At 42.2% G+C, this 22,916-nt stretch carries 21 protein-coding genes and 1 pseudogene; 16 read left to right on the top strand and 6 right to left on the bottom strand.

Features of this window, described 5'->3' with window-relative positions; genetic code table 11:
* From O9324_RS12420 to lepB, 3 genes and pseudogenes are all read left to right on the top strand, one after another.
* Nucleotides 1-132, top strand: a pseudogene (locus O9324_RS12420) (IS630 family transposase); the annotation flags it as partial.
* An 87-nt stretch (nucleotides 133-219) separates the two neighbouring features.
* The gene (gene mazG / locus O9324_RS12415) at nucleotides 220-1,053 is read left to right on the top strand and encodes a nucleoside triphosphate pyrophosphohydrolase (protein WP_288140349.1); all 834 of its coding nucleotides are present in this window, start codon (nucleotides 220-222) and stop codon (nucleotides 1,051-1,053) included.
* Entirely contained in the window at nucleotides 1,053-1,625 is a 573-nt protein-coding gene (lepB, locus tag O9324_RS12410) for a signal peptidase I (protein ID WP_288140348.1), read from the top strand. Before mazG ends, lepB begins: the two co-directional genes overlap by 1 nt.
* 13 nt (nucleotides 1,626-1,638) lie before the next feature.
* On the opposite strand, the gene O9324_RS12405 is transcribed toward lepB, so the two are convergent.
* Nucleotides 1,639-2,127, bottom strand: a complete 489-nt coding sequence (locus O9324_RS12405) for a universal stress protein (RefSeq protein WP_288140347.1) — start codon at nucleotides 2,125-2,127, stop codon at nucleotides 1,639-1,641.
* An 18-nt stretch (nucleotides 2,128-2,145) separates the two neighbouring features.
* Between O9324_RS12405 and O9324_RS12400 the strand changes: the two genes are divergently transcribed.
* Entirely contained in the window at nucleotides 2,146-2,553 is a 408-nt protein-coding gene (locus tag O9324_RS12400; RefSeq protein ID WP_228051320.1) for a ribonuclease D, read from the top strand.
* Between the two features lie 55 nt (nucleotides 2,554-2,608).
* Entirely contained in the window at nucleotides 2,609-3,463 is an 855-nt protein-coding gene (gene pheA, locus O9324_RS12395) for a prephenate dehydratase (protein ID WP_288140346.1), read from the top strand.
* Nucleotides 3,464-3,504: 41 nt separating this feature from the next.
* Here the strand turns inward: pheA and O9324_RS12390 are convergent, their stop codons facing one another.
* Complete coding sequence (locus O9324_RS12390; RefSeq protein WP_288140345.1) at nucleotides 3,505-5,433, bottom strand: sensor histidine kinase; 1,929 nt, start codon at nucleotides 5,431-5,433, stop codon at nucleotides 3,505-3,507.
* Between the two features lie 91 nt (nucleotides 5,434-5,524).
* Between O9324_RS12390 and O9324_RS12385 the strand changes: the two genes are divergently transcribed.
* Nucleotides 5,525-6,205 (top strand): RibD family protein, encoded by a 681-nt coding sequence (locus O9324_RS12385; protein ID WP_287628945.1) that lies wholly within the window; start codon nucleotides 5,525-5,527, stop codon nucleotides 6,203-6,205.
* Between the two features lie 36 nt (nucleotides 6,206-6,241).
* Nucleotides 6,242-7,432, top strand: coding sequence for a GNAT family N-acetyltransferase (locus O9324_RS12380; protein WP_288140344.1), 1,191 nt, complete (start codon nucleotides 6,242-6,244; stop codon nucleotides 7,430-7,432).
* 319 nt (nucleotides 7,433-7,751) lie between these two features.
* On the opposite strand, the gene O9324_RS12375 is transcribed toward O9324_RS12380, so the two are convergent.
* Nucleotides 7,752-8,336, bottom strand: a complete 585-nt coding sequence (locus tag O9324_RS12375; protein ID WP_002770090.1) for a MiaE family protein — start codon at nucleotides 8,334-8,336, stop codon at nucleotides 7,752-7,754.
* A gap of 46 nt (nucleotides 8,337-8,382) precedes the next feature.
* Complete coding sequence (locus O9324_RS12370; protein ID WP_288140343.1) at nucleotides 8,383-8,886, bottom strand: DUF3122 domain-containing protein; 504 nt, start codon at nucleotides 8,884-8,886, stop codon at nucleotides 8,383-8,385.
* A gap of 270 nt (nucleotides 8,887-9,156) precedes the next feature.
* Between O9324_RS12370 and glyS the strand changes: the two genes are divergently transcribed.
* From glyS to O9324_RS12335, 7 genes are all read left to right on the top strand, one after another.
* Complete coding sequence (gene glyS, locus O9324_RS12365; RefSeq protein ID WP_288140342.1) at nucleotides 9,157-11,289, top strand: glycine--tRNA ligase subunit beta; 2,133 nt, start codon at nucleotides 9,157-9,159, stop codon at nucleotides 11,287-11,289.
* 220 nt (nucleotides 11,290-11,509) lie between these two features.
* Nucleotides 11,510-11,899 (top strand): hypothetical protein, encoded by a 390-nt coding sequence (locus O9324_RS12360; protein WP_288140341.1) that lies wholly within the window; start codon nucleotides 11,510-11,512, stop codon nucleotides 11,897-11,899.
* An 83-nt stretch (nucleotides 11,900-11,982) separates the two neighbouring features.
* The gene (gene bchI / locus O9324_RS12355) at nucleotides 11,983-13,056 is read left to right on the top strand and encodes a magnesium chelatase ATPase subunit I (protein WP_002778711.1); all 1,074 of its coding nucleotides are present in this window, start codon (nucleotides 11,983-11,985) and stop codon (nucleotides 13,054-13,056) included.
* Between the two features lie 121 nt (nucleotides 13,057-13,177).
* Nucleotides 13,178-14,551, top strand: a complete 1,374-nt coding sequence (locus tag O9324_RS12350; RefSeq protein ID WP_288140340.1) for an AAA family ATPase — start codon at nucleotides 13,178-13,180, stop codon at nucleotides 14,549-14,551.
* The gene (locus O9324_RS12345) at nucleotides 14,548-15,237 is read left to right on the top strand and encodes a retron system putative HNH endonuclease (protein ID WP_288140339.1); all 690 of its coding nucleotides are present in this window, start codon (nucleotides 14,548-14,550) and stop codon (nucleotides 15,235-15,237) included. The genes O9324_RS12350 and O9324_RS12345 overlap by 4 nt, the downstream gene beginning before the upstream one ends.
* A gap of 74 nt (nucleotides 15,238-15,311) precedes the next feature.
* Nucleotides 15,312-16,403, top strand: a complete 1,092-nt coding sequence (locus O9324_RS12340; protein ID WP_288140338.1) for a glycosyltransferase family protein — start codon at nucleotides 15,312-15,314, stop codon at nucleotides 16,401-16,403.
* Between the two features lie 315 nt (nucleotides 16,404-16,718).
* Nucleotides 16,719-18,710, top strand: a complete 1,992-nt coding sequence (locus O9324_RS12335; protein WP_288140337.1) for an ABC1 kinase family protein — start codon at nucleotides 16,719-16,721, stop codon at nucleotides 18,708-18,710.
* A gap of 122 nt (nucleotides 18,711-18,832) precedes the next feature.
* Here O9324_RS12335 and O9324_RS12330 read toward each other — a convergent pair whose 3' ends face one another.
* Nucleotides 18,833-20,137 carry a cytochrome P450 gene (locus O9324_RS12330; RefSeq protein WP_288140336.1) on the bottom strand — a complete coding sequence of 435 codons (1,305 nt, stop codon included), beginning with the start codon at nucleotides 20,135-20,137 and terminating at the stop codon, nucleotides 18,833-18,835.
* A 484-nt stretch (nucleotides 20,138-20,621) separates the two neighbouring features.
* On the bottom strand, nucleotides 20,622-21,818 hold the full coding sequence (gene alr / locus O9324_RS12325) for an alanine racemase (protein WP_288140335.1): 1,197 nt from the start codon (nucleotides 21,816-21,818) through the stop codon (nucleotides 20,622-20,624).
* Between the two features lie 377 nt (nucleotides 21,819-22,195).
* Here alr and O9324_RS12320 point away from each other — a divergent pair, with 377 nt between their 5' ends.
* Together O9324_RS12320 and O9324_RS12315 are read left to right on the top strand one after the other, a co-directional pair.
* The gene (locus O9324_RS12320) at nucleotides 22,196-22,471 is read left to right on the top strand and encodes a polyhydroxyalkanoate biosynthesis repressor PhaR (protein WP_288140334.1); all 276 of its coding nucleotides are present in this window, start codon (nucleotides 22,196-22,198) and stop codon (nucleotides 22,469-22,471) included.
* Between the two features lie 114 nt (nucleotides 22,472-22,585).
* The gene (locus tag O9324_RS12315; RefSeq protein WP_288140333.1) at nucleotides 22,586-22,864 is read left to right on the top strand and encodes a hypothetical protein; all 279 of its coding nucleotides are present in this window, start codon (nucleotides 22,586-22,588) and stop codon (nucleotides 22,862-22,864) included.
* Nucleotides 22,865-22,916 lie beyond the last annotated feature (52 nt).

Raw genomic sequence — 22,916 nt, 5'->3', positions numbered from 1 at the left:
AACTTTTCTGACTTTTCTTCAGCTATTTATGAATGTCTGAATGATGCCCACCTGAAACATAAAAAAGAACTGGATTCCTTGCTCACTCTACGATTTCAGAAGTTTAATAAATCTCAGATTATGAACGTCTAAAGTATAGTTAACTGAAAACTCACATCTGATCACTGATAACTGATCACTGATAACCGGTATAATGGGCGAGAAAACCGGAAAAAATCGATGTCTAGCCTTCCAGAAACCGATAATCTCAGCTACAAGGCCATCTTAGAGGCATTAAACCATTTAATCAGCGTTGTTGCCCGTTTACGAGACCCAGAAAGCGGCTGTCCTTGGGATTTAGCCCAAACCCCGGCAACCCTGATTCCCTACGTTATCGAGGAAGCTTATGAGGTGGTAGCGGCGATTAAAAGCGGTGATAAAACTGCCATTGCTGAGGAATTAGGCGATTTACTGCTACAGGTGGTTTTACAAGCCCAAATTGCCAGTGATGAGGGTAATTTTAGCCTAGAAGAAGTAGCTAGAGGCATCACTGATAAATTAATTCGTCGTCATCCCCACGTTTTTGGGGAGCTATCCCTAGAAAATCCCGAACAGGTGCGTCAAAATTGGGAGAAAATCAAAGCTGAGGAAAAAAATGACCCGACTATTAGTGGCAAATTAACCCGTTATGCCCAAACTTTACCACCCTTGATCGGGGCGATGAAAATTTCTCGGCAAGCGGCGCGAGTCGGTTTTGAATGGGAAAATATCGCAGGAGTCTGGGAAAAATTTGGCGAAGAGTTAGCAGAATGGCAAGAGTCCCTAGAATCGGGCGATAAAGAGCATCAACAGGCCGAATTAGGCGATTTACTCTTTACTATTGTCAATCTTGCTCGCTGGTATGATTTAGACCCCAGTATCGCTTTACAAGAGACTAATCTGCGTTTTATTCAACGTTTTTCCCTAGTGGAATCCGTGGCAGAAAAGCCTCTCCATGACTATACACTAGAGGAATTAACAGTTTTCTGGCAGCAAGCGAAAGCTAAGTTAAACCAACCATCATCTGGGCAATAATGCAAGAGCAAGAAATTAATAAGGACAAATCCAAGAGTTTTTGGGCTTCTATTCGAGAAAATCTGCAAATTATCACTATAGCTTTAGTTTTAGCCCTACTGATTCGCACTTTTGTGGCTGAACCTCGTTTTATCCCCTCTGATTCTATGTTACCCACTTTAGAACAGGGCGATCGCTTAGTGGTGGAAAAACTTTCCTACGATTTCCATCCTCCTCGACGGGGGGATATCGTCGTCTTTGAACCGCCGGCACAATTACAATTACAGGGATATCAAAAGGACCAAGCTTTTATTAAAAGAGTGATTGCCACCCCAGGGGATGTGATTGCTGTCAAGGAGGGCAAAATTTATCTGAATAATCAACCCTTGGCAGAGGATTATATTCTCGAATCCCCTCAATATAATTTAATGCCTTTGCTCGTGCCAGAAAATAACTTATTTGTCATGGGAGATAATCGCAATAATAGCAATGACTCCCATGTCTGGGGGTTTTTACCGGAAAATAACGTGATTGGTAGGGCGGTTTTTCGCTTTTTTCCTTTTAATCGTTTGGGGATTTTAGGAGGGGAATAGCTAACAGGAATTTTTAGTCCTGAGGATGTTGAACAATTAAGACGGAACAGGGGGCATAATGGAGAACATAATTACTCACACTACCTAAGAATAACTCTCCTAGACCCGATCGCCCACGCCGACCGATAACAATTAAATCAATATTTTCCTCTCGCGCCACTTTACAGATAGTTTTGGCGGCATGACCATAAATTTGCCGGTATTCTCCCTTTACACCCATTTCTCCCGCTTGATTAGCTCTTTTTTGCAACATTGCCAACCCTTTCTGCTCAAATTCTTCCCATTGTTGCCGCCAAAAATCAAGAGTCAGATCATTACCCTGGGCGGGGTAAATATCGGCTAAATTGGGTGGAATCGGTAAAGGGCTATAATCTTCTTCAGGGGAAAGGACGTGCAGTAGTAGAAGGTTAGCTTCGTACTTACTGGCTAAGGATACAGCCTCCTTAAAGACACTCTCCCCCATCTCCGACAAATCTACTGCTATCAAGATTTTTTGATACATTTTTCAGCCTCTGCAACCATGCCTTATTTAACGGAATCCGACGCTATTAGGAATGCGATCGATCACTTTTGCCATTTTCCCATTCTTTGGTTAGATACGGAAGTAGCCGATTACGATAGCAAGACTCCCCGTTTGTCTCTGATTCAAATTCTGGCTGATTCCACGGATTTAACGGGGGAGCGGGTGACAATTTTGGATGTTCTCGAACGACTGGATCGTACTGACTATTTTATCACTAAAATCCTGTTGGTTGACCAGATAGAAAAGGTTTTGCACAATGCTACTTATGATTGTAAATTTTTGGGCGGTAAGGGCCAAGTTAAAAAAATTACCTGTACCCTAGAGTTAGCTAAAAAGGTTCCCTACTATATTGCTCCTTTACCCAATTATCAACTGAAAACGCTGGCTGAATTAGGTTATACTTGATATTTATGAGAAAGGCTGTAATAGCTAGAAAAAATTGCTTGCGGGGATAATCTAAATGACTGTAAAGATCGCTTATCTGGGGCCAGTGGGAACCTATTCAGAAACAGCCGCTTTAGCCTATGCTAACAGTTTACCACCCCAGCCTCATCAATTAATACCCTATCCTAGCATTGCCCTGTCCCTGCGATCGGTTGTCCAAAATCAGGCCGATTTAGCAGTGGTTCCGGTGGAAAATTCCACCGAAGGAAGTGTGGTAATGACTCTTGATGCTTTATGGCAATTACCCAGGTTACAGATTCAACAAGAATTAGTTTTACCGATTTCCCATGCACTTCTATCTCCTCAACAATCGCTAACAGAAATTAAAACCGTTTATTCCCATCCCCAAGCTTTAGCTCAATGTCAAAAATGGCTAGAAAATAATTTACCTAACGTGCCGATTATTCCCACCAATTCTACCACGGAAGCGATTCAACTTCTCGATCGAGAGGCTAATTCGGCCGCGATTGCTTCTCCCCGGGCTGCCAAACTCTATCATGTACCAATATTAATACAACCAATTAATGATTATCCCGATAATTGTACCCGTTTTTGGGTAATGGCTTTAACTTCCCATCCTCAAGGAGAGCGAATGTCCCTCGCTTTTCAAGTTTTAGATCAACCCGGTGCTTTAGTCAAACCTTTAGAAGTTTTTGCCAAACGTCAGCTTAATTTATCTCGGATTGAATCGCGACCAACTAAACGATCTTTAGGGGAATACATATTTTTTATTGATCTAGAAATTAATCTGGATCAACAGCATTTAATCGCAGAAACTTTAGAAGAATTAACAAATTATACCGATGCGATCAAGGTTTTTGGTGCTTATCAGGTGGTTAATTTGCCTGTAGAAAGTTTAGAGGAATTATAAACTAAATTCCTCATAAATTACAGTAGTTAAATAGAGATATTTTAGCTTTTAAGAGAAGGAAGAATCGGCAAAGATGAGTTTTCCTCTGGTGGGGTAAAATCAAGCTTTCTTTCCCCCACCAGAGGAAGAATAATTTCTACAGTTGTTCCTAAACCTTGACCTTGACTAGAGATAGTAATATCTCCCCCCATTATTTTCATAAAATTCTTAGAAATAGCTAATCCTAAACCCGTACCGCTAAATTTTCTAGTTGTGGAACCATCAATCATCACAAAAGGACGGAATAATTTTAATTGCTGCTGGGGGTCGATACCGATTCCTGTATCGATTATAGTGATAATAGCCTGTGGATATTCTAAGTGAGTTATCAGAGAAATAGTTCCCGTCTCGGTAAATTTAATTGAGTTAGAAATAACATTCAAAATTACCTGTTTTAATTTAGTGGGATCAGCATAGACTATCGGATTTTCTGGACAGAAAAGCAAATTTAATTTTAAGTGCTTACCCTGCAGCGATGCTGTTTGTAAATTAATAACTTCATTGATAATTTGGTGTAAATCTACTGGTTCAGGATTAACGGAAAGTTTGCCTGCTTCTATTTTAGCAATACTGAGAATATCATCAATAATTTCCAAAAGATGTACGGCTGCCTTATCCGCTTGTTGCAGATATTCTTTTTCCTCCTCCTCACTATTACAAAATCCATCCATAACGCAACGAATTGAGCCAATAATACCATTGAGAGGGGTGCGTAATTCGTGGGAAGTATTCGCCAAAAATTGGTTTTTTAATTGATTAGCATTTTCCGCTTCTTGCCAACTCTTAACTATTTCCTCTCCCCAAAGACGTAAACGTTCGAGCATTTCCTCTAGGGCCGACGCTAACTGGTTAATTTCTCGAATATTAAAGTTTTGTGGTGTAATCTTTTCGGAGGGAATTTTCTGAATATTTAAGGCATAATCTCGCAGTTTTTCTAAAGGTATAGCTAAATCCCTAGCAATAAGTACAATAACTACTAAATAAGCTAATAATAAACCAGAAATTAGATAAAAAATTGCCTCCCAAATTTGTTGTAGAGGAGCCAGAGCTTGGGAGAGGGGACTAATGGCTAAAACTACCCATTGTTGGGATGATTCTCCCGTAACTGGACTAGGGAGGGAACTATAACCCGCGACTAATTCTTTGCCATCTTTCTCGAAAGAAAATAAATGGAGAAATCTCTGCTGACCTCTAACAGCATTATCGATGATCAGATTGAGACGTTCCGCATCAGCTTCTTGACTGATATGGCTACCAATGCGATCAAAATAGGGATGAGCGAGAATAATGCCATTTTCAGAAATAACCACGGGATAACCTGACAAAGAACCGGGTAAAACCTTCTCACGGTAAAGTAGAGAAGTTTGCAGAATCAGACTAGATTGTAATTGTCCTTGATTATCGTAGATGGGAAGGGCAAAAACTAATTCTAATTGACGATTATTATTGGGAGATTTGGTTAAAAGTTGTCGAGGTAAACTTCTCACTAAAATATTTTCCATATTTCCAGCAGAGCTAGTCCGTTTTTCTGTCCATCTTTCCAGAGGCAAAACTTTGATAATTTCTGGTTCACAGGCTCGATTTAATAAAAATTTCTTGGTCTTAATATCAATTAACTCCAGACAGTTAATCTGATTAGGAAGCTGCGCCGTGAATTGTTGTAAAAAAGTTTCTTTTTCGGCTAAGGTTCCCTGTTTTAAAACCAGACTCTCACCCGCAGTGATCAGATTGGCCCGCAAAAATTGAATTGATTGCTCAATATTGTCTGCTTTTCTGATGGCACTTTCGGTGAGATTTTGACGGGCCATTTCCAAAAAAGCCGATCGCGCCTTACGATAGGTAACATAAACTCCCATTAGTAGTACAGGAACACTAACCAAGAGTAAGCGAGAGAGCAGAATACGACGAAAGGAGGATTGACCGATAGACATAGGCGAAAATTGCTTTGATTCTTGCTATCAAACTCCAAACTATACTAGCCTATTCACCAATCGGACCGGGTGATATCCCCGGGCATTTGCCATGAATCGTCCTCACACCACAGTTATTTTAGCCATGAGTGCCGATGGTAAAATTGCCGACGCTTACCAGTCAGCGGCCAGATTTGCCTCTGCTACCGATAAAATGCGTCTAGAACAACATTTATCGCGCATGGATGCCGCTTTATTCGGTGCTAACACCCTGCGCGCTTATCACACCAGTCTTCCTATCCGTCATGGGGATTTTCTCGCATACCGTCAACAACGGGGATTATCTCCGCAGCCGATACAGATCGTTTGTTCTTATTCAGGCCAGCTTGATCCCCAGATGAAATTTTTTCAGCAGCCTTTCCCGCGCTGGTTAATCACGGCAGCGGAAAAAGTGGCGGCATGGGAAAATCGGGGTTTATTTGAGCTTGTCTTAGTCTGCGGCGATTGGAAGGCTATTTTTAGTCAATTTACCGCACTAGGTATCAAAAAACTGGCGATTCTGGGAGGAGGTGAATTAATTGCCTCTCTTTTAGCTGAAGATTTAATCGATGAAATCTACCTAACCATTTGTCCGTTGCTGTTAGGAGGCAATAAAGCGGCAACTCCCCTGGGAGGAACTGGATTTCTGGCAGATTCTGCCAGAAAATTACGACTTTTGAGCGTGGAAACCGTGGAAGAAGAAATTTTCTTACATTATTCCCTTGAACGAGATTCCCACAAATCTCAAAACTAGATTACCTTAAATAAAAAGGTTGACTTATCTTGTCCCATGGTAGAACAGCTTAAACCTCAATATTCTGTCGCTTGGATTGATAAAATGAGTGAGATTCCCCAACAAAAATGGGATGCTCTCGCTCAACCCCTAACTACTCCCTTTCTAGAGTGGCAATGGTTACATAATATCGAAACTTCTGGCAGTGCCACGGGACGCACCGGGTGGCAACCTGCTCATCTCACAGTTTGGCGCGGTGCTGAGTTAATTGCCGCCGCTCCTTTGTATATTAAAAGTCATAGTTACGGTGAATTTGTCTTTGACCACCAATGGGCAGATCTTTCCCATCGTTTGGGGATTAGATACTATCCGAAACTGTTAGGAATGACCCCTTTTACTCCGGCGGTAGGTTATCGTTTTTTAATTGCTCCGGGGGAAAATGAACTGGAGATTACGGCTTTAATGATAGCGGCGATTGATCATTTTTGTGATCAAAATAATCTGTCGGGTTGTCATTTTCTTTTTGTGGATCCCCAATGGCGAATTTTAATGGAAAATTTTGGCTTTACTCCCTGGTTACATCATAGTTATATCTGGAATAACAAAGGGTTTCAAAGTTTTGAAGATTATCTGACGGTTTTTAATGCTAATCAACGGCGCAATATTAAACGGGAACGGAAAGCGGTTACTAATGCGGGGTTAATTATTAAAACTCTGGCTGCCGAAGAAATTCCCCATCATTTGTTCCCGTTAATTTATCGGTTTTATAGCAGTACCTGTGATAAATTTTATTGGGGAAGTAAATACCTGACACAGAAATTTTTTGAACAATTATATCCGAATTATCGTCAGCGAGTGGTTTTGATTACTGCCTACCAAAATGAAAAGGATACTAAACCGGTGGGTTTATCTTTTTGTATTCGCAAAGATACTAATCTTTATGGTCGTTACTGGGGCAGTTTTCAGGAGTACGACTGTTTACATTTTGAAGCTTGTTACTATCAACCGATCGATTGGGCAATTAGTCAAAATATTACCATGTTTGACCCGGGTGCGGGAGGACAACATAAAAAAAGACGGGGTTTTCCCGCTACTGCTAATCATAGTTTACACCGTTTCTATCATGGCAAAATGACTCAAATTCTCCGCAATTATATCCAGGAAATTAATCAAATGGAACAGGAAGAAATTGAGGCCATTAATCAAGATTTACCCTTTTCTAAAAGAGAAATTGAGTTTAACGAGTAATTTAGATAGTTAATTGTCCCTGGGTGCATCTCATTTTTGTAAATCTACTGAAGTTGGGATTTTTAAAGGGAAACTATCTTCTAAAATTGGTCATTACTTCCGATTTAATCACTCAATCCAAGCTTTTGGGGGGTTCTACCCCCCAAACCCCCCGTTGGGGACGCAAGCGCCGTCCCCAAACCCCTCGCGCATTAGTTTTTCGGTGGGATGCTTACAGGCAGCTGCTGATATATTTGTAATAATTTAAGAGTCACTGATAATTGCTAATTGTCCGTATTTCTGCAAATGTGAGCTGCAGCCATTGTCCCTATTAGTGCAATCAACTATGAATACGAGGTTCCGGGTGCAGAGTAGTGAGAATTTCACTTTCGATCGCCGCTAGGGTTTCTAAGCGTTGCTCGATCACTGTACGTTCAAAATAATCCGCTGCTAATAGCCAATAAATACCATAATGACGCGCTTCGGAAGCCATTAAACCGCGATAAAATTGAGCTAATTGAGGATCGGGACAATACTCTCCCAATAAACCCAATCTTTCGTGGGAACGCGCCTCAATTAAAGCTGATATCAACAGAGAATCCAAAAGGCGATCGGGTTCTTGGTGACGAATCTGCGCCTTTAATTTAGCACCATAAGGGGGAGAATTCAAGGGAGCGAGGGGGATTCCCCATTTATCTAACCATTGATTGACCTGTTCAAAATGTTCTAATTCCTCTTGTGCGATCGCTGTTAATTTCCGCACCAGGGAAGCGTAGGAAGGATAACGAAACATGAGATTTAAGGCCACTCCTGCCGCTTTTCGCTCACAATGGGAATGATCGAGCAGAATAATCCCTAAATTATTAATTGCCTGTTCTATCCAATCCTCAGAGGTGGCACTGACTAATAAATTAATCTTTCCCATCGTCGCTGATTCCAATTTGCTGCATCTTTCACCCTAACCCAAAAAGTCAAATATTTGCCGAAAAAAGCAGACTTTGCCATTCTAAAAGTACAGGAATCGGGATGTTAAGATGACGGGGAGCCTCTAGGGGTAGGGAAAGTTCGATCGCTTCAGTAACGGGTAGCCGCGGTAAGATATCCCGCATCTCGTATTGACCGACGTTAGCTGCTGGTGATTTTTCGGCAAAAGCATCCTTAGCCGCTAAAATTTCGCCTTTAGCCGTCGTTATCGTCAATCTTTCTCCATGCAGAAACTCAATCCCTTCAGGAAATCCCACCAAGCGCAAACTAATTTCTAGGGTTTCCCCATCCTTAATTCGTTTGAACAACACCACCTGCCAAGGACTACCTGTATCATCGCGCAAACTATGACGGGATTGATACAACAGCTGCCCCGGCCCCTCTAGCTGTTGTCGAGTTAGAGCTAGTGCAGACAAGGAAACATCAATCCCAAAGCTGATAAACAGCAAAAAACTCACGAGAACACAAAATAATAATAGAAATCGTTTCATAACTTTATTGACATAATAGATAAAATATGAGATCAACTTTGCACCCTTAGCCAAGCTAAGGCAATTGTATCGCCATATAGTTATACTAGCATACTATTTAAAAGGGATAGGAGAGTGGGCAGAGCCAAAGCTAGGTCGAGGAAGTTTGAGCATTTGTACTAAAATTTCCCATATGCAGTTTAAATGCAGTACAGCTGATCAAAAACTAAGGACACGGCTTCTGTGATAGCCTAGATGATTGGTGAAGCATAAACACGGCCAATCAATCAGATGGATTTTTTACTTGAAGTCGGTACAGAAGAACTACCCGCAGATTTTGTCGATAGCGCGATCGCACAATTGCAGGAAAGAGTTAGCAAGAGTTTAGAGACGGAATCTCTGGATGCGACTGCTATTCAAGTTTACGGAACCCCGCGCCGTTTGGCCGTGTTAATCACAGGATTACCGAAGGAGCAAGAAGCTCGCAGCGAGGAGATCAAAGGACCGCCAGTTAGTGCCGCCTACAAAAATGGTCAAATTACCCCCGCGGGTGAGGGTTTTGCTCGAAAACAGGGAGTTAGCACCGCTGCTTTCTCCATTCGTGCCACAGACAAAGGAGAATTTGTCTATATTGAAAAAACGATTCCAGGTCGTCCAACAGCCGAGATTTTAACTGAATTAATTCCCCAATGGATTACCCGTTTGGAAGGAAGACGTTTTATGCGTTGGGGAGATGGAGATTTAAGATTTCCCCGGCCAATTCGTTGGTTATTAACTTTAGTGGATGGGGAAGTTTTGCCCCTAGAATTAATTAATGGCTCTACCACTTTAACCAGCGATCGCTTAACTTTTGGTCATCGCATTCTACACCCGCAATCTTTAGCCATTAGTCATCCCCAAGCATATTTAACCAGTTTGCGATCGATTTTTGTGGAAGCGGATCCGCAAGTGCGTCAACAGATAATTACCGATCAGATTAGCACCCTAGCCAAAACACTGGAGGGAGTGGCAGAAATTCCCGCAGATTTATTAGCAGAAGTGACCAACTTAGTCGAATATCCCACGGCAATTGTCGGCAAATTTGACGATGAATTTCTGGAATTACCCTCAGAAGTAATTATTACTGTGATGGTGACACACCAGCGTTATTTCCCGGTCAAAACTCCCCAGGGTTTGTCCCCCTATTTTATTACTATTTCCAATGGTGATCCCCAGAAATCTGAGATTATCTCCGCAGGAAATGAAAGGGTTATCCGCGCGCGGTTAGCGGATGCCAGATTTTTCTATACTGCCGATTGTGATGAACCCTTAGATAGTTTCCTTCCCCAACTGGAAACCGTCACTTTCCAAGAAGAATTGGGAACCATGCGCGATAAAGTCGATCGGATTATGGAAATTGCCCAGATGATCGTCGAACAGTTAAATCTCGATGAACAAAGTCGCAGTGATATAGAGTCCACTGCCATGCTTTGTAAAGCGGATTTAGTTACCCAAATGGTCTATGAATTTCCCGAATTACAGGGAGTAATGGCCGAAAAATATGCTTTAATTAGTGGTGAATCGGCTATAGTTGCCCGGGGCATTTTTGAACATTATCTGCCTCGCAATGCCGGGGATTTACTCCCGGAAACAATCACCGGTCAAGTGGTGGGAATTGCCGATCGCTTGGATACTTTAGTCAGTATTTTTGGACTGGGAATGCTGCCCACTGGTTCCTCAGATCCCTTCGCTCTCCGTCGGGCTGCCAATGCAATAATTAGTATTATCTGGTCAGCCAATTTTAATATCAATCTTTTGGCATTAATTGAGCAGATAGCTAAGGATTTTGTTACCTGTCATCCCGATAAACCCAACCCAGCAAATCTGATTAAAGATTTCTTTTTACAACGTCTGCAAACTCTCTTAATTGATGATTTGAGGATAGATTACGATCTCGTTAATGCAGTTTTAGGGGAAAACGATCCGGAGTATAAGTCTCGCGCTTTAGAAAATTTATTAGATACCCGTGAACGCGCCCGCTTTTTATGCCAAATTCGTCAGGATGGTCAGTTAGCCAACATCTATGAAACCGTCAATCGCTCGACCCGTTTGGCACAAAAAGGAGATTTAGATACAACTACCCTAGAAACCAAGGGAATCATCAATAGGGAGTTATTTGAACAATCCTCCGAACAAGCATTTTATGACGCTTTAATTGCCCTAATTCCCGAAACTATCAGCGCAAGAGAGCAAAGAGATTATCAGCGTCTTGTCACTGCTTTAACGGCAATTTCTCCCGTGGTGGCTGACTTTTTCGATGGCGAAAATAGTGTGTTAGTCATGGCCGAAAAAGAATCTGTCCGTCGCAATCGTTTAAATCTCTTGGGTTTACTGCGAAATCACGCCCGAGTTCTAGCAGATTTTGGGGCAATTGTCAAGGGATAATTCAGTTATCAGTTATCAGTTATCAGTTATCAGTTATCAGATTTGAGTTTTCAGTGGACAGTGGTAATCAGTGAGCAGTTGTCAATAGACTACCTTTATTGATTCTCCCCATCACCCCATCACCCCATTTCCCCATCACCCCACACCCTACACCCCACACCCCACACCCTACACCCCACACCCCACACCCCCACTGAATTACTGCTCACTGATAACTGAAATGGCCAATTCTGAACTACAGCAACAAGTCCAAAGATTACATCGACTGACGGTATGGGGTCGTTGGTTATTCGTGTTGGGTTGTTGGTTAGGGATTGGTTCGGTTAGTTTATGGCTTTTACGGGATGATATAGCCTTAATGCGGCAATATTTTACATGGACAGCCGTAAGATATGCTTTAGCTTTCAATTACTGGGCTTCTATCGGTCTAGCCTTTTGTGTTGCCATTACAGGAGCAGTGTTAGTCTGGCAAAGTCGCAATATTATTTTAGGACTTTCCCCCAGAGAAAAACTGCGCTTAGAGCAACGGGTGCAGAAAATTCGGGCCAAAGGGCCGCATCATCCCCTCTGGCGCTGGATACTAAAAAGCAGGGAAAAAGACTTACAATGATAAGGCTTTGCTGAAAGCTGACGGCTAGAACCCACACTAGATATAATTCTTTACTCAACAACTATTGACTTTTGAATCCACTTATGACCGTGACTCCCCAAGCTCCTCCGAAAACTCGCCGCGTGGTTTTTCCCTTCACCGCTATTGTCGGCCAGGAAGAAATGAAATTATCCCTAATGCTCAACGTCATCGACCCCAAAATTGGCGGGGTGATGATTATGGGGGATCGAGGTACGGGAAAATCGACCACAATTAGGGCTTTAGCTGACCTTTTACCAGAAATTGACGTAGTTGCTAACGATCCCTTTAATTCTGACCCCAATGATCCCGATTTAATGAGCGATGAGGTGCGGCAAAAGGTGGATGAAGCTATCCCCTTGACCATTGCCAAGAAAAAAGTCACTATGGTAGATTTGCCCCTCGGTGCGACGGAGGATCGGGTCTGTGGCACGATTGACATCGAAAAGGCCCTGTCAGAAGGGGTAAAAGCTTTTGAACCTGGTTTGCTGGCCAAAGCTAACCGAGGCATTCTCTATGTGGATGAAGTCAATTTACTTGACGATCACCTCGTCGATGTGCTATTGGATTCGGCCGCTAGTGGTTGGAATACGGTGGAACGGGAAGGAATTTCCATCCGTCATCCGGCCCGGTTTGTTTTGGTGGGATCAGGCAACCCAGAAGAGGGAGAATTGCGCCCACAACTGCTCGATCGCTTCGGAATGCACGCCGAGATTCACACCGTCAAAGAACCACCTCTACGGGTCAAAATCGTGGAACAGCGTGCGGAATTTGATGGCAATCCTATCTCGTTTTTAGAGAAATATAACTTAGAACAGGAAGAACTGCAAAGAAAGCTAGTGGAGGCCCAGAATCTTTTGCCTTCTGTGGAGCTTGATTATGATCTGCGGGTGAAAATTTCCGAGGTTTGTTCCGAGTTAGACGTGGATGGATTGCGCGGCGATATCGTTACCAATCGCGCCGCTAAAGCTCTGGCCGCTTTGGAAGGACGGACCACTGTGACGGTAGATGATATCCGTCGAGTAATTGTTCTCTGTTTACGTCACCGTTTGCGGAAAGATCCCCTAGAATCGATCGATTCTGGTTATAAAGTCTTGAAAGCTTTTAATCGCGTCTTTGGATTAGAGGAAAATTCCTAAACCTAATTCACCCTCTCCCCAAAGAGAGGGTTTTTGACTGGATTTAGAGATGAAGGGCAAAAAGGGCTAGATGTGGCCAAATAAGCTAGAATTTTATCGATCGCTGTTATTCTCTGGGGGAATGTCCATGTGGGTTGAAAGTATAAAACTCGAAAACATTAAATGCTTCCAGAATCAAGAGATTAAATTTATTCTTAATCCCGATAATAAACGTCATGGGCGTGCTAAACCTTATCATTGGATCACTTTATTAGGAGAAAATGGAGTAGGAAAAAGCACGATTTTACAGGCTTTAGCTTTGCTGCTCGCCGGACCAGAAGCAGCCAAAGAATTATTACCACGTCCGACTGGTTGGATATGTAATCCCAAGACACCGGGTAAATTAACCGCAGTGCTTCATCAAGAAGATGGGGATGCGGGAAAATTTGGTATAGATAAAACTCGAAAAACTTTTGCTTATTCCTATTTTGTTACAGGCAAGGAAAGGTTAGAGTTAGGAGGCAGTAAGGACAAACAAACCTATACAGAACCAGCATTAATCGAAGAAAATAGCAAAATTTTGAGTTGGTTGCGAGCCAATGCTTTTGCCTCCGATAGTCATGGTTGGTTTGCCGTCGGTTATGGAGCTTTCCGTCGTTTGACACGAGTGAGTCAAGTGATTATTCCTAGTCTTGAACCCCCGCAACGCTCTAGCAACTTTTTCAGCCAATTTAATGAGGATACATCTTTAAGTTCTTTTGAGAGATGGATGGTGCATTTAGATTATCGAATAGCCAAAAATCCTGAAGATAGTCAAGCCAAACAAATGAAAAAAATCGGCGAAGAAGCAATTACTAAACTGTTACCCGGTAATGTAGAAATTGCTGAAGTAACTGCCGATGGCTTGATTCAGTTTCTAGTTAACGGTCAAAAAGTTCCAACCATTAGTTTATCCGATGGTTTTCGGAGTATGATTGCTTTAGCTGGGGATTTAATTTGGCGATTATTACAATCCTTCCCCAATCTAGATAACCTCACAGAGGCTTCTGGAGTCGTCTTAATCGATGAGTTAGATGTTCATTTACATCCTTCTTGGCAAAGGGAAATTGCTGGATGGTTACAGGAAGTTTTTCCCAAGCTTCAATTCTTTGTCGCTACTCATAGTCCTTTAATCGCTGCCGGTGCAGGGGACAAGTCTTTAACCCTACGAATCGATCTGGTAGAGGGTGAATCACAGATTGTAGAAATTCCTTATTTAGAATTAGCGGCTAATGTTGATCGTACTTTAACAAGTGCTGCTTTTGGTTTGAAATCAACCTTTCCCACTGAGACAGAAAATAAAATTAAGCGTTACCACCAACTAAATCGTAAAAATAAAAATCTGGCAGCAGAAGAAAAGGAAGAATATGAACAACTGTCATTATTTGTTCAAGACGTTAAACCCTTTAGCGAAATTAGTCAACCTAATAGTTTAGAATCCAGAATTGATGCCTTACTAGAGGAGCGTTTATCTTGATTGCTGTCACGAGAATATCAAAGCCACCCGTATTAGCTAAAAATGCCGCTCGTTGGCTAGAGGCTTTAGAATCAATAAAATCAAACAACAAGGCAACTAAAGCTGACATTAACAAAGCACAAAATAAATACAGTCATCCGCAAGTTAAAGAAGCATTAGTTAAAATGTTTAATGGGAAATGCGCTTACTGTGAAAGTAAGATTACAGTGGTAACTTACGGAGCGATCGAACATTTTTATCCAAAAAGCCAGTATCCTAATCTGACTTTTACTTGGGAGAATTTACTGCTTTCTTGTGATAAATGTAATGATGCCAATCACAAAGGCACAAATTTTCCTCTCGATGATATCACAGGAAATCCTCTGTTAATAGACCCCACGGATGGAGTAACCGATCCGAATACACATCTTGAATTTGTTTGGGATGGAATGGCAAAATTGGCCAGTGTTTATGGTCGGGATAGGCGTGGTCAAATTGTTGAAGATTTGTTCGATCTCAATGGTATGCGTGGACGAAAAGAATTAATCAACCATCGTAGTCAATATATTAAAAGGTTGTTAGCATTATTACGTTTAGCAAAACAAGGAGACTGGGAGGCTTTATCTTTACTGCAAGAAGCTTGTCAACCGGGAGCGGAATATTATGCTTTTGCTAGTATTTATATACTGCCTCATTTGCCTCCCTAAAATTAAGGGTAATTCTTATCTACGGTCTGAAAAACAAAATTTATCGCTTATTATTCTCACCTTACTTGCTATTTATGTCTCGTCCTGTTGTTTATTTCGCCATTACTAATCATGGTTTTGGCCATGCCGTCCGCACTGCTTCGGTGGTAGCTAATATTATTGAACTTAATCCCGAAATTTTGCCGATATTAGTCACCACTGCTCCGCGCTGGTTATTAGATTCCTATATATCTGGAGAATATATTCAAAGACATCGGGGGTTTGATGTGGGGGTAATCCAATCGGATAGTTTAACGATGGATAAATTAGCTACTAAAGAAAAATTAGAACAAATAATTGCTCAATCAAGGGCAATTATTGCCAGTGAAGTTAATTTTATTAAAACTAATCGTGTGGGTTTAGTTGTAGCCGATTTACCGCCTTTAGCGGCACTAATTGCTAAAAGTGCGGGGCTTCCTTGTTGGATGATTGGTAACTTTGGTTGGGATTTTATCTATCGTGATTGGGGTGAAGAATTTGCGGGTATTAGTGATTGGATCAGTCGTTGTTATAATCAATGCGATCGCCTGTTTAAACTGCCTTTAGCAGAAGCAATGACAGCATTTCCTCACGTTACCGAGGCAGGTTTAACCGGGGGTACACCTTGCTACAGTGAAGAAGAATTGCGACAGGAATTTAAGCTAAATTCCCCTAAAGAAAAAACTATTTTATTGAGTTTTGGTGGGTTAGGATTAGAAGCAATTCCCTATGATAACCTCGCCAGTTTTCCCGATTGGCAATTTATCACTTTTGAAAAAAACGCGCCCGAACTGCCCAATTTAGTCCGCTTACAGGATAAACCAGATCGGAGCTATCGTCCTGTCGATTTTATGCCCCTGTGCGATCGAATTATTTCCAAACCGGGATATAGTACCTTTGCCGAGGCTTTAAAATTAGAGGTGCCGATTGTTTCCCTAATTCGAGAAGGTTTCGCCGAATCAGCGATTTTATTGGCTGGAATCCAAGATTATAGTTATCATCAAATCATTAGCAGTGAAGAATTTTTTCAGGGTAATTGGGACTTTTTACGCCAAGCTCCCCAACCGCCAAGATTAAAGGTTAAACTGCCTAAAGATGGTGCAGAATCGATAGCGAGAGCTATTGTAGAATACTTTGAGAGGCATTAACGAAGCCTGCCGACGGCCTGATCTCAACAAGCAATTTAAATTACGAACAGCATTATAGGTTATCAGCCTCGAAATCGTCAAAAACACCGATAAGGGACTTGCGCTTTGATAATGTACCTTTTGGGCGAACGCAGTTCGCCCCTACATTGTGGACAAAATCCGTTACTGTAGGGGCGCAAAGCTTGCGCCCCCCGATCGATTGGGATATTATTCCCACGCAAGTCCCTAACCATTCGGGGAGACAGAAACAAGATCGGGCAGAAAGCCGATACTTGTTACAATAGTTTACAAATCACCCAGCCTTGTCACCGAACTATGTCCGAACAGATGATCTCCCCAGAGACGCAACCCGAAGAAGCGATTACTGTTGAAGTGCAGCCCGTCCATATTCCCGAAGAGCATCGGGAAAATATCGGCCCCATGGATGACAACGTAGCCGAGAGTTGGCGCTACAATCCCGAAGTTATTAACGACTATTACCGTGGGCGACCTCTAGACGTTTTGGGGAGATTAATCGAAATTGCCCTACCGGTTTTATCTTTTGTCATCGGTATCTGGTCGGATAAACTGCGGGGAAAATCGCCAAAAAATGAAATTAGACGGGCCGTACAATTGCGGGAAATGTTGACCAAATTGGGACCAACCTATATTAAAATCGGTCAAGCTCTCTCTACCCGTCCTGATTTAGTACCGCCTTTATATTTAGAAGAATTAACCACTCTCCAGGATCAAATTCCCTCTTTTCCTAATGAAATTGCCTATCGTTTTATCGAAGAAGAATTAGGTTATTCTCCTGAAGAAATTTATGCAGAATTATCCCCCAATCCCATAGCGGCCGCTTCCCTAGGACAAGTTTACAAAGGTAAATTAAAAACCGGAGAGACAGTCGCCGTTAAAGTACAGCGTCCCGATTTGATTCGCTGTATAACTTTAGATGTGTATATCATGCGTAGTTTGGCGAGTTGGGCGAAAATTAATGTTAAAAGACTTCGCTCCGATTTAGTGGCAATTACCGACGAATTAGCCAGTCGTATTTTTGAAGAAATTAATTATCTGCACGAGGGACAAAACGCCGAAAAATTCGCTCAACTTTATGGTCATATTGCCGAAATTTACATCCCCAAAATCTACTGGAAATATACCGGGCGACGGGTTTTAACCATGGAGTGGGTGGACGGCACAAAATTAACTAATATCAAAGAAATTCAGGCCCAGGGTATTGATGCCACCCACTTAGTTAATGTGGGGGTGCAGTGTTCTTTGCGTCAATTACTTGAACACGGATTTTTCCATGCGGATCCCCATCCGGGTAATTTATTAGCGACTCCCGACGGTAAATTAGCTTATCTTGATTTCGGCATGATGAGCAATATTGAACCCTATCAACGCTACGGTTTAATCGAAGCGGTGGTGCATTTAGTCAACCGGGATTTTGAGTCTTTGGCCAAGGATTATGTTAAATTAGACTTCCTGTCACCAACCACCAATTTAGAGCCAATTGTTCCCGCTTTTTCGGAAGTTTTCGGTAATGCTTTAGGGGCGAGTGTGGCAGAATTAAACTTTAAAAGTATCACCGATAAAATGTCGGCGATGATGTATGAGTTTCCCTTTCGAGTTCCCGCCTATTATGCCCTGATTATTCGCTCGATGGTGACTTTAGAGGGAATTGCAATTGGCATCGATCCTAATTTTAAGGTACTGAGTAAAGCCTATCCTTATATTGCTAAACGTCTGCTCACCGATCCTTCCACGGAGTTGCGAGATTCCCTGCGGGATTTATTGTTTAAAGACGGTACTTTTCGCTGGAATCGTTTAGAAAATCTCCTGCGTAATGCTAAAGATTCTAATGATTTTAACTTCGAGAAAGTCAGCGAACAAGCGTTAGATTTTCTTCTGTCAGACAGGGGTATATTTATCCGCGAAAAATTAGTGAATGAGTTAGTAAATACCCTCGATAATTTTGGCCGTCGCACTTGGTTTAATCTCACGGTTAATTTCCGGCAACAGGTGGGTTTAGCGGTGCAAGAAACTCCCCCAGAATTGTTGGGTGATGCTAAGAGTTTTGAGCATCTTCGCAACATCTTTAGTATTTTACAGGAAACAAAAGGATTCGATGCCATGGCTATGGTGCCAGTGATGACGAAACTAATCGCTAAACCGGAAACCCAACAGATGGGACAAAAAATTGCTGAAGGTTTGCTACAAAAATCCCTAGCGCGTTTAATTCGTTACTTAGTTCTCGAATTTGATAGACCAAATCATCAGCAAAATGGAGAATTATCGAAAGCTTTACCCGCTGCTGATTAACCTCTGTCAGTTCCACCGACTGCTCAAAATCTGAGCATTTCCCACAATAAATGCCGTGAAATAAATTTCACGGCTACGATAAAAACGCTAAACTGTTTTTAAAGTTTTTTTATCCTAACTGGTTAACGGGGTTGAAAGGTGACTTGTAAACCGTCGCGAGGATGGGGAGTGGGGATAGTGGTGAGGGTGAGATCTTGATTAGGGAGTAATTGCCAATCGTATTTTTCTACTAAACGGACGGCTAAAATTTTCATCTCTAAACGAGCGAATTCTTTGCCAATACATTCGCGCAATCCCGCACCAAAGGGGATATATCCGTAGGGTTTTTCCTCGGCTAAAAAGCGATCGGGATCGAAGGTTTCAGGATGGGAATAAATATTATTATCTTTATGGGTATTGCTGATTTGATACTGCACTACCCATCCTTTCGGCAAATGATAACCGTTAAATTGACAGTCTTCTATTACCCGACGGAATCCTCCTCCCACGGGGGGAGTAAAACGTAAAACTTCCTTTAAAACGCGATCTAAATAGGTCATCTGTTTGAGGGTATCGACGCTTAAAGGGGTGGATAGATCAAAATTAGTTATTTCCTCAAGGACAAGCTGAAAAATATCGGGATGCAGTGCCATTTGTAGGCAGAAAGTGGCGATAGCGGAGGTTAAAGTTTCATGACCGGCAAAGAGTAATAATAGCACTTGATCCTTTAATTCCGCTAAGGATAAACTTTCACCGTTTTCGTCTTTAGCTTGTACAAGGATAGCCAGAGCATCCTGGCCTAAGTCATCATTTTTTTGTCTTTCTAAAATAATAGTTTCGATCGCTTGCAGTAATTCTTCTCGACAGCGTAATGCTTTGCCGAAAGCTGTCCAGGGAAGGGGAAGGGGAAGGGTAAATAGTCCCGCAGAAAAAGTATCAAAAGCTTCTCCTAATTTGGTAGCAGAACCCTGGTCAAGACCGATAAATAATTTACAGGCGATATCGAGAGTATAGTTTCTTAATTCAGGATACCATGACAGGGTTTTTGCGGTTTGCCAACGCTCTAAATAGTGAGCGGTAATTGTTTCTACCGTAGGGATATAACTTGCTAGGGAGCGGGGTTGAAAAGCTTGATAGATTAAACGACGACGGGAAGCGTGAACATCTCCCGTATGCACCGCTAAAGATTCGCTACCTAGGAGAGTTTTGGTACTTTTAGGCCAAGTTGCTGCAAAGTATTTATTCTCGTTGCTGAGGAGAAACCGGTTAGCTTCGGTACCGGATAAAATAATCGTGGGACTGCCAAAAATATGAGTACGGAAAAGTTGACCATATTTATTATGACGTTTACTGGCAAAATCTCGATCGGTCAAAAAAGCGATTGTTTCTCCTAATAGGGGTAATCCGAAACTGCCGGGGGGTAAGGGTAGATCTTTGCTTATAGTCATCGCTGCCTCTAGGGTAAAACTAATCAGTTGCCGTCGATTAATCCTGTTTATTCTAACCTAAAGCACCGGAGAATTCATCTCCTGATCTAGCCTGACAATTAGCGATCGCACTTGACCAAGGCAAGTATCTAAGTAGGGAGGCACAATTATTTGTAGGATGGGTTAGCGGTAGCGTAACATAATCGGGCTCTTGGTCTAATCTTCCTGTTTCCCTTGCTGTGACTGACTTATAAATCTTTGGAGATGTCTAATTGACATTTTTAAGATCACCGCCATAATTAGGGCTTACTCAATAAATGTGAAAACCTTCTTGACTAAAACTTTTAGACTTTTTGGAAACCAAAAAGTACAAAATATGGGAGTGATCGGGTGAAAAATTCAGGTACTTTTTCTCTGAAAATTAGGTAATTGACCAGATAAAAATCCCTAAAACCCCGCACCCCACACCCTGCCCCCAGGAAAAACTTTTTGCCGCAAACCCTAATCACCCATTGCTAATAATAACTCGCGGCAAACGATGCTTAAAACCGCAGAGAATCTCCCAGGATATCGTACCTAAATCCCGCGCCCAATCGTCGGCGGTAATGCACTGTGGGCCGTCTTTACCGATAAGGGTGACGATTTCCCCTGTTTTTACCTCTGGAATCTCGCTCACGTCAATCATTAACTGATCCATGGTTATCGCGCCGATTTGGGGTACTAAACGTCCTCTCAGGGATACTTTTAAACGATTGGAGAGATTGCGGGGAATTCCATCGGCGTAACCGATACCGACCACAGCAATACGGGTGTCTTTTGCCGCTATGTACTGATGACCATAACTCACTCCCGAGCCGGCGGCAATGGTTTTGACTTGGGCAATGCGTGCTTTTACTTGCAGCACCGGTTGCAAAGGAACTTTATCGGTGAGATGATCGGCAGGATAAAGACCGTAGAGAGCTAATCCGACTCTAACTCGATCGTAGTGCAGAGATCGATCGCTTAGGGTAGCGGCAGAGTTGGCTAAATGCAGACAGGGGGGATGATAACCTTTTGATCTTAACTCGGCGATCGCTTGTTGGAATCTTTGCCGTTGTAACTGCATGATTTCGGGATTCGGATCATCAGCCGTGGCAAAATGCGAGTATATACTGGCAATTTTCAGGTTAGGAGCCTCTAAAACCTGTTCGACGAATTTGGTGCCGTTGTGCCATTGTGTACCTAAGCGAGACATCCCCGTATCTAGTTTGATATGGACTAGCAGCCGCTGCTCTAAGCGTCTCATAACGGCGGCAAAAATTTGCACCTGTTCGATTTGCACCAGGGTGGGTTGCAATTGCCAATGGGCCAGGGCTGCCACTTCTTCTGGGGTATTGACTGCCCCTAAAATCATAATTGGGGCAACGATTCCCGCTTCCCGTAGTTCGATACCTTCCCCGATAGTCGCGATGGCTAAAGACTGCGCTCCGGCTTCTAAAACGCTGTTAGCCACTTTAACTGCCCCATGTCCGTAAGCATCGGCTTTAATTACCGCCATTAATTCCGTTTTTGGGGCTAATAAGGCCTTGACTTTTCGCACGTTTTGTTGTAAGGCCGAGCGATCGATCTCTACCCAAGCACGATAGCGAATTACTTCCGACAATTGATAATCATGACGGTTTTTGGACGGATTGATAATTTTTGGTTCGATGCTAAACGTCACTCGCTCACTCCTTTGCACACATAACCCAATTTATAGCAAAAGAAAACCGAGAGGGCTAGGAAAAAAGCCTGAAACTCCTCTGGATTTCCTCCTTTTTGCCTGTGGAATCTGGGTTTTAAGATGAATGGGATGTTAGGAAGTTCCCGAAAAAATTGGCAGTTAGGATTATAAAGGCTAGAAACTAAGTATCTAAAAGCTTTTAGCTTAACCAATTAGGTTTTAGATTCGATCGAGTGACAAGAAAGTGGCGAAGTTTTCAGCTAACACTATCTCAGTGGTTGGACAGAAGTGAAGTTAACTATAGGGTAAGGAATACCAAAAAGCCTAGACTTAAGATAAAATTATATCCAACCAGATGCAGTGTAGGAGTTTACCAAATGTCTAACGAAACTGTTACTTATTCCCTAGAAGCTGTCCTCACAAGGATTGAGGGGAAGATCGATAAGATTGATGAGCGCTTAACCAAAGTAGAAATAGGATTAACCGATCTCAAAGGGGATATTAAAGTATTAGACGAGAAAATCGAAGGCATCGACAATCGGCTAATATCGGTAGAGGGAACCCAAAAAAATCAGGTCTGGACATTGATTATCCTTTTGGGAAGTGCCATTGTTACGGCCGGTTGGAAAGTATTTTTTTCCAGTAATATCTGAGTTGTCTAATCCTCAACACAACTACAGTTAACCGCTCCTGAAAGAAAATTTTCTTAAAGCCTAGACTTGAGATAAAATTATATCCAAGCCAGATGCAGTATAGGAGTTTACCAAATGTCTAACGAAACTGTTACTTATTCCCTTGATGTCGTCCTTAAAGAAATTAAAGATAGTATCAAGGAAGTTAGTCAAAAATTCGATAAAATTGATGAGCGCTTGACAAAAGTAGAAATAGGAATAGCCGATATCAAAGGGGATATTAAAGTGTTAGACGAGAAAATCGAAGGCATTGACAATCGGCTCAGATCTCACCGTTCGCTCATTTTTTCGAGTAAGAGAGTGTCAAACAGGTTGAAAAGCTTACCCAATAAAGGATTCAGCGACCCAGACTGACTCGGGTTCATCCCGAAGCAAAGTAAGTGGTAGTATAAATAGACTCCTCTAC

Source organism: Microcystis sp. LE19-84.1B, assembly GCF_027531875.1.
Taxonomy (GTDB): domain Bacteria; phylum Cyanobacteriota; class Cyanobacteriia; order Cyanobacteriales; family Microcystaceae; genus Microcystis; species Microcystis panniformis.
This window is presented reverse-complemented; position numbering and strand designations above follow the sequence as displayed.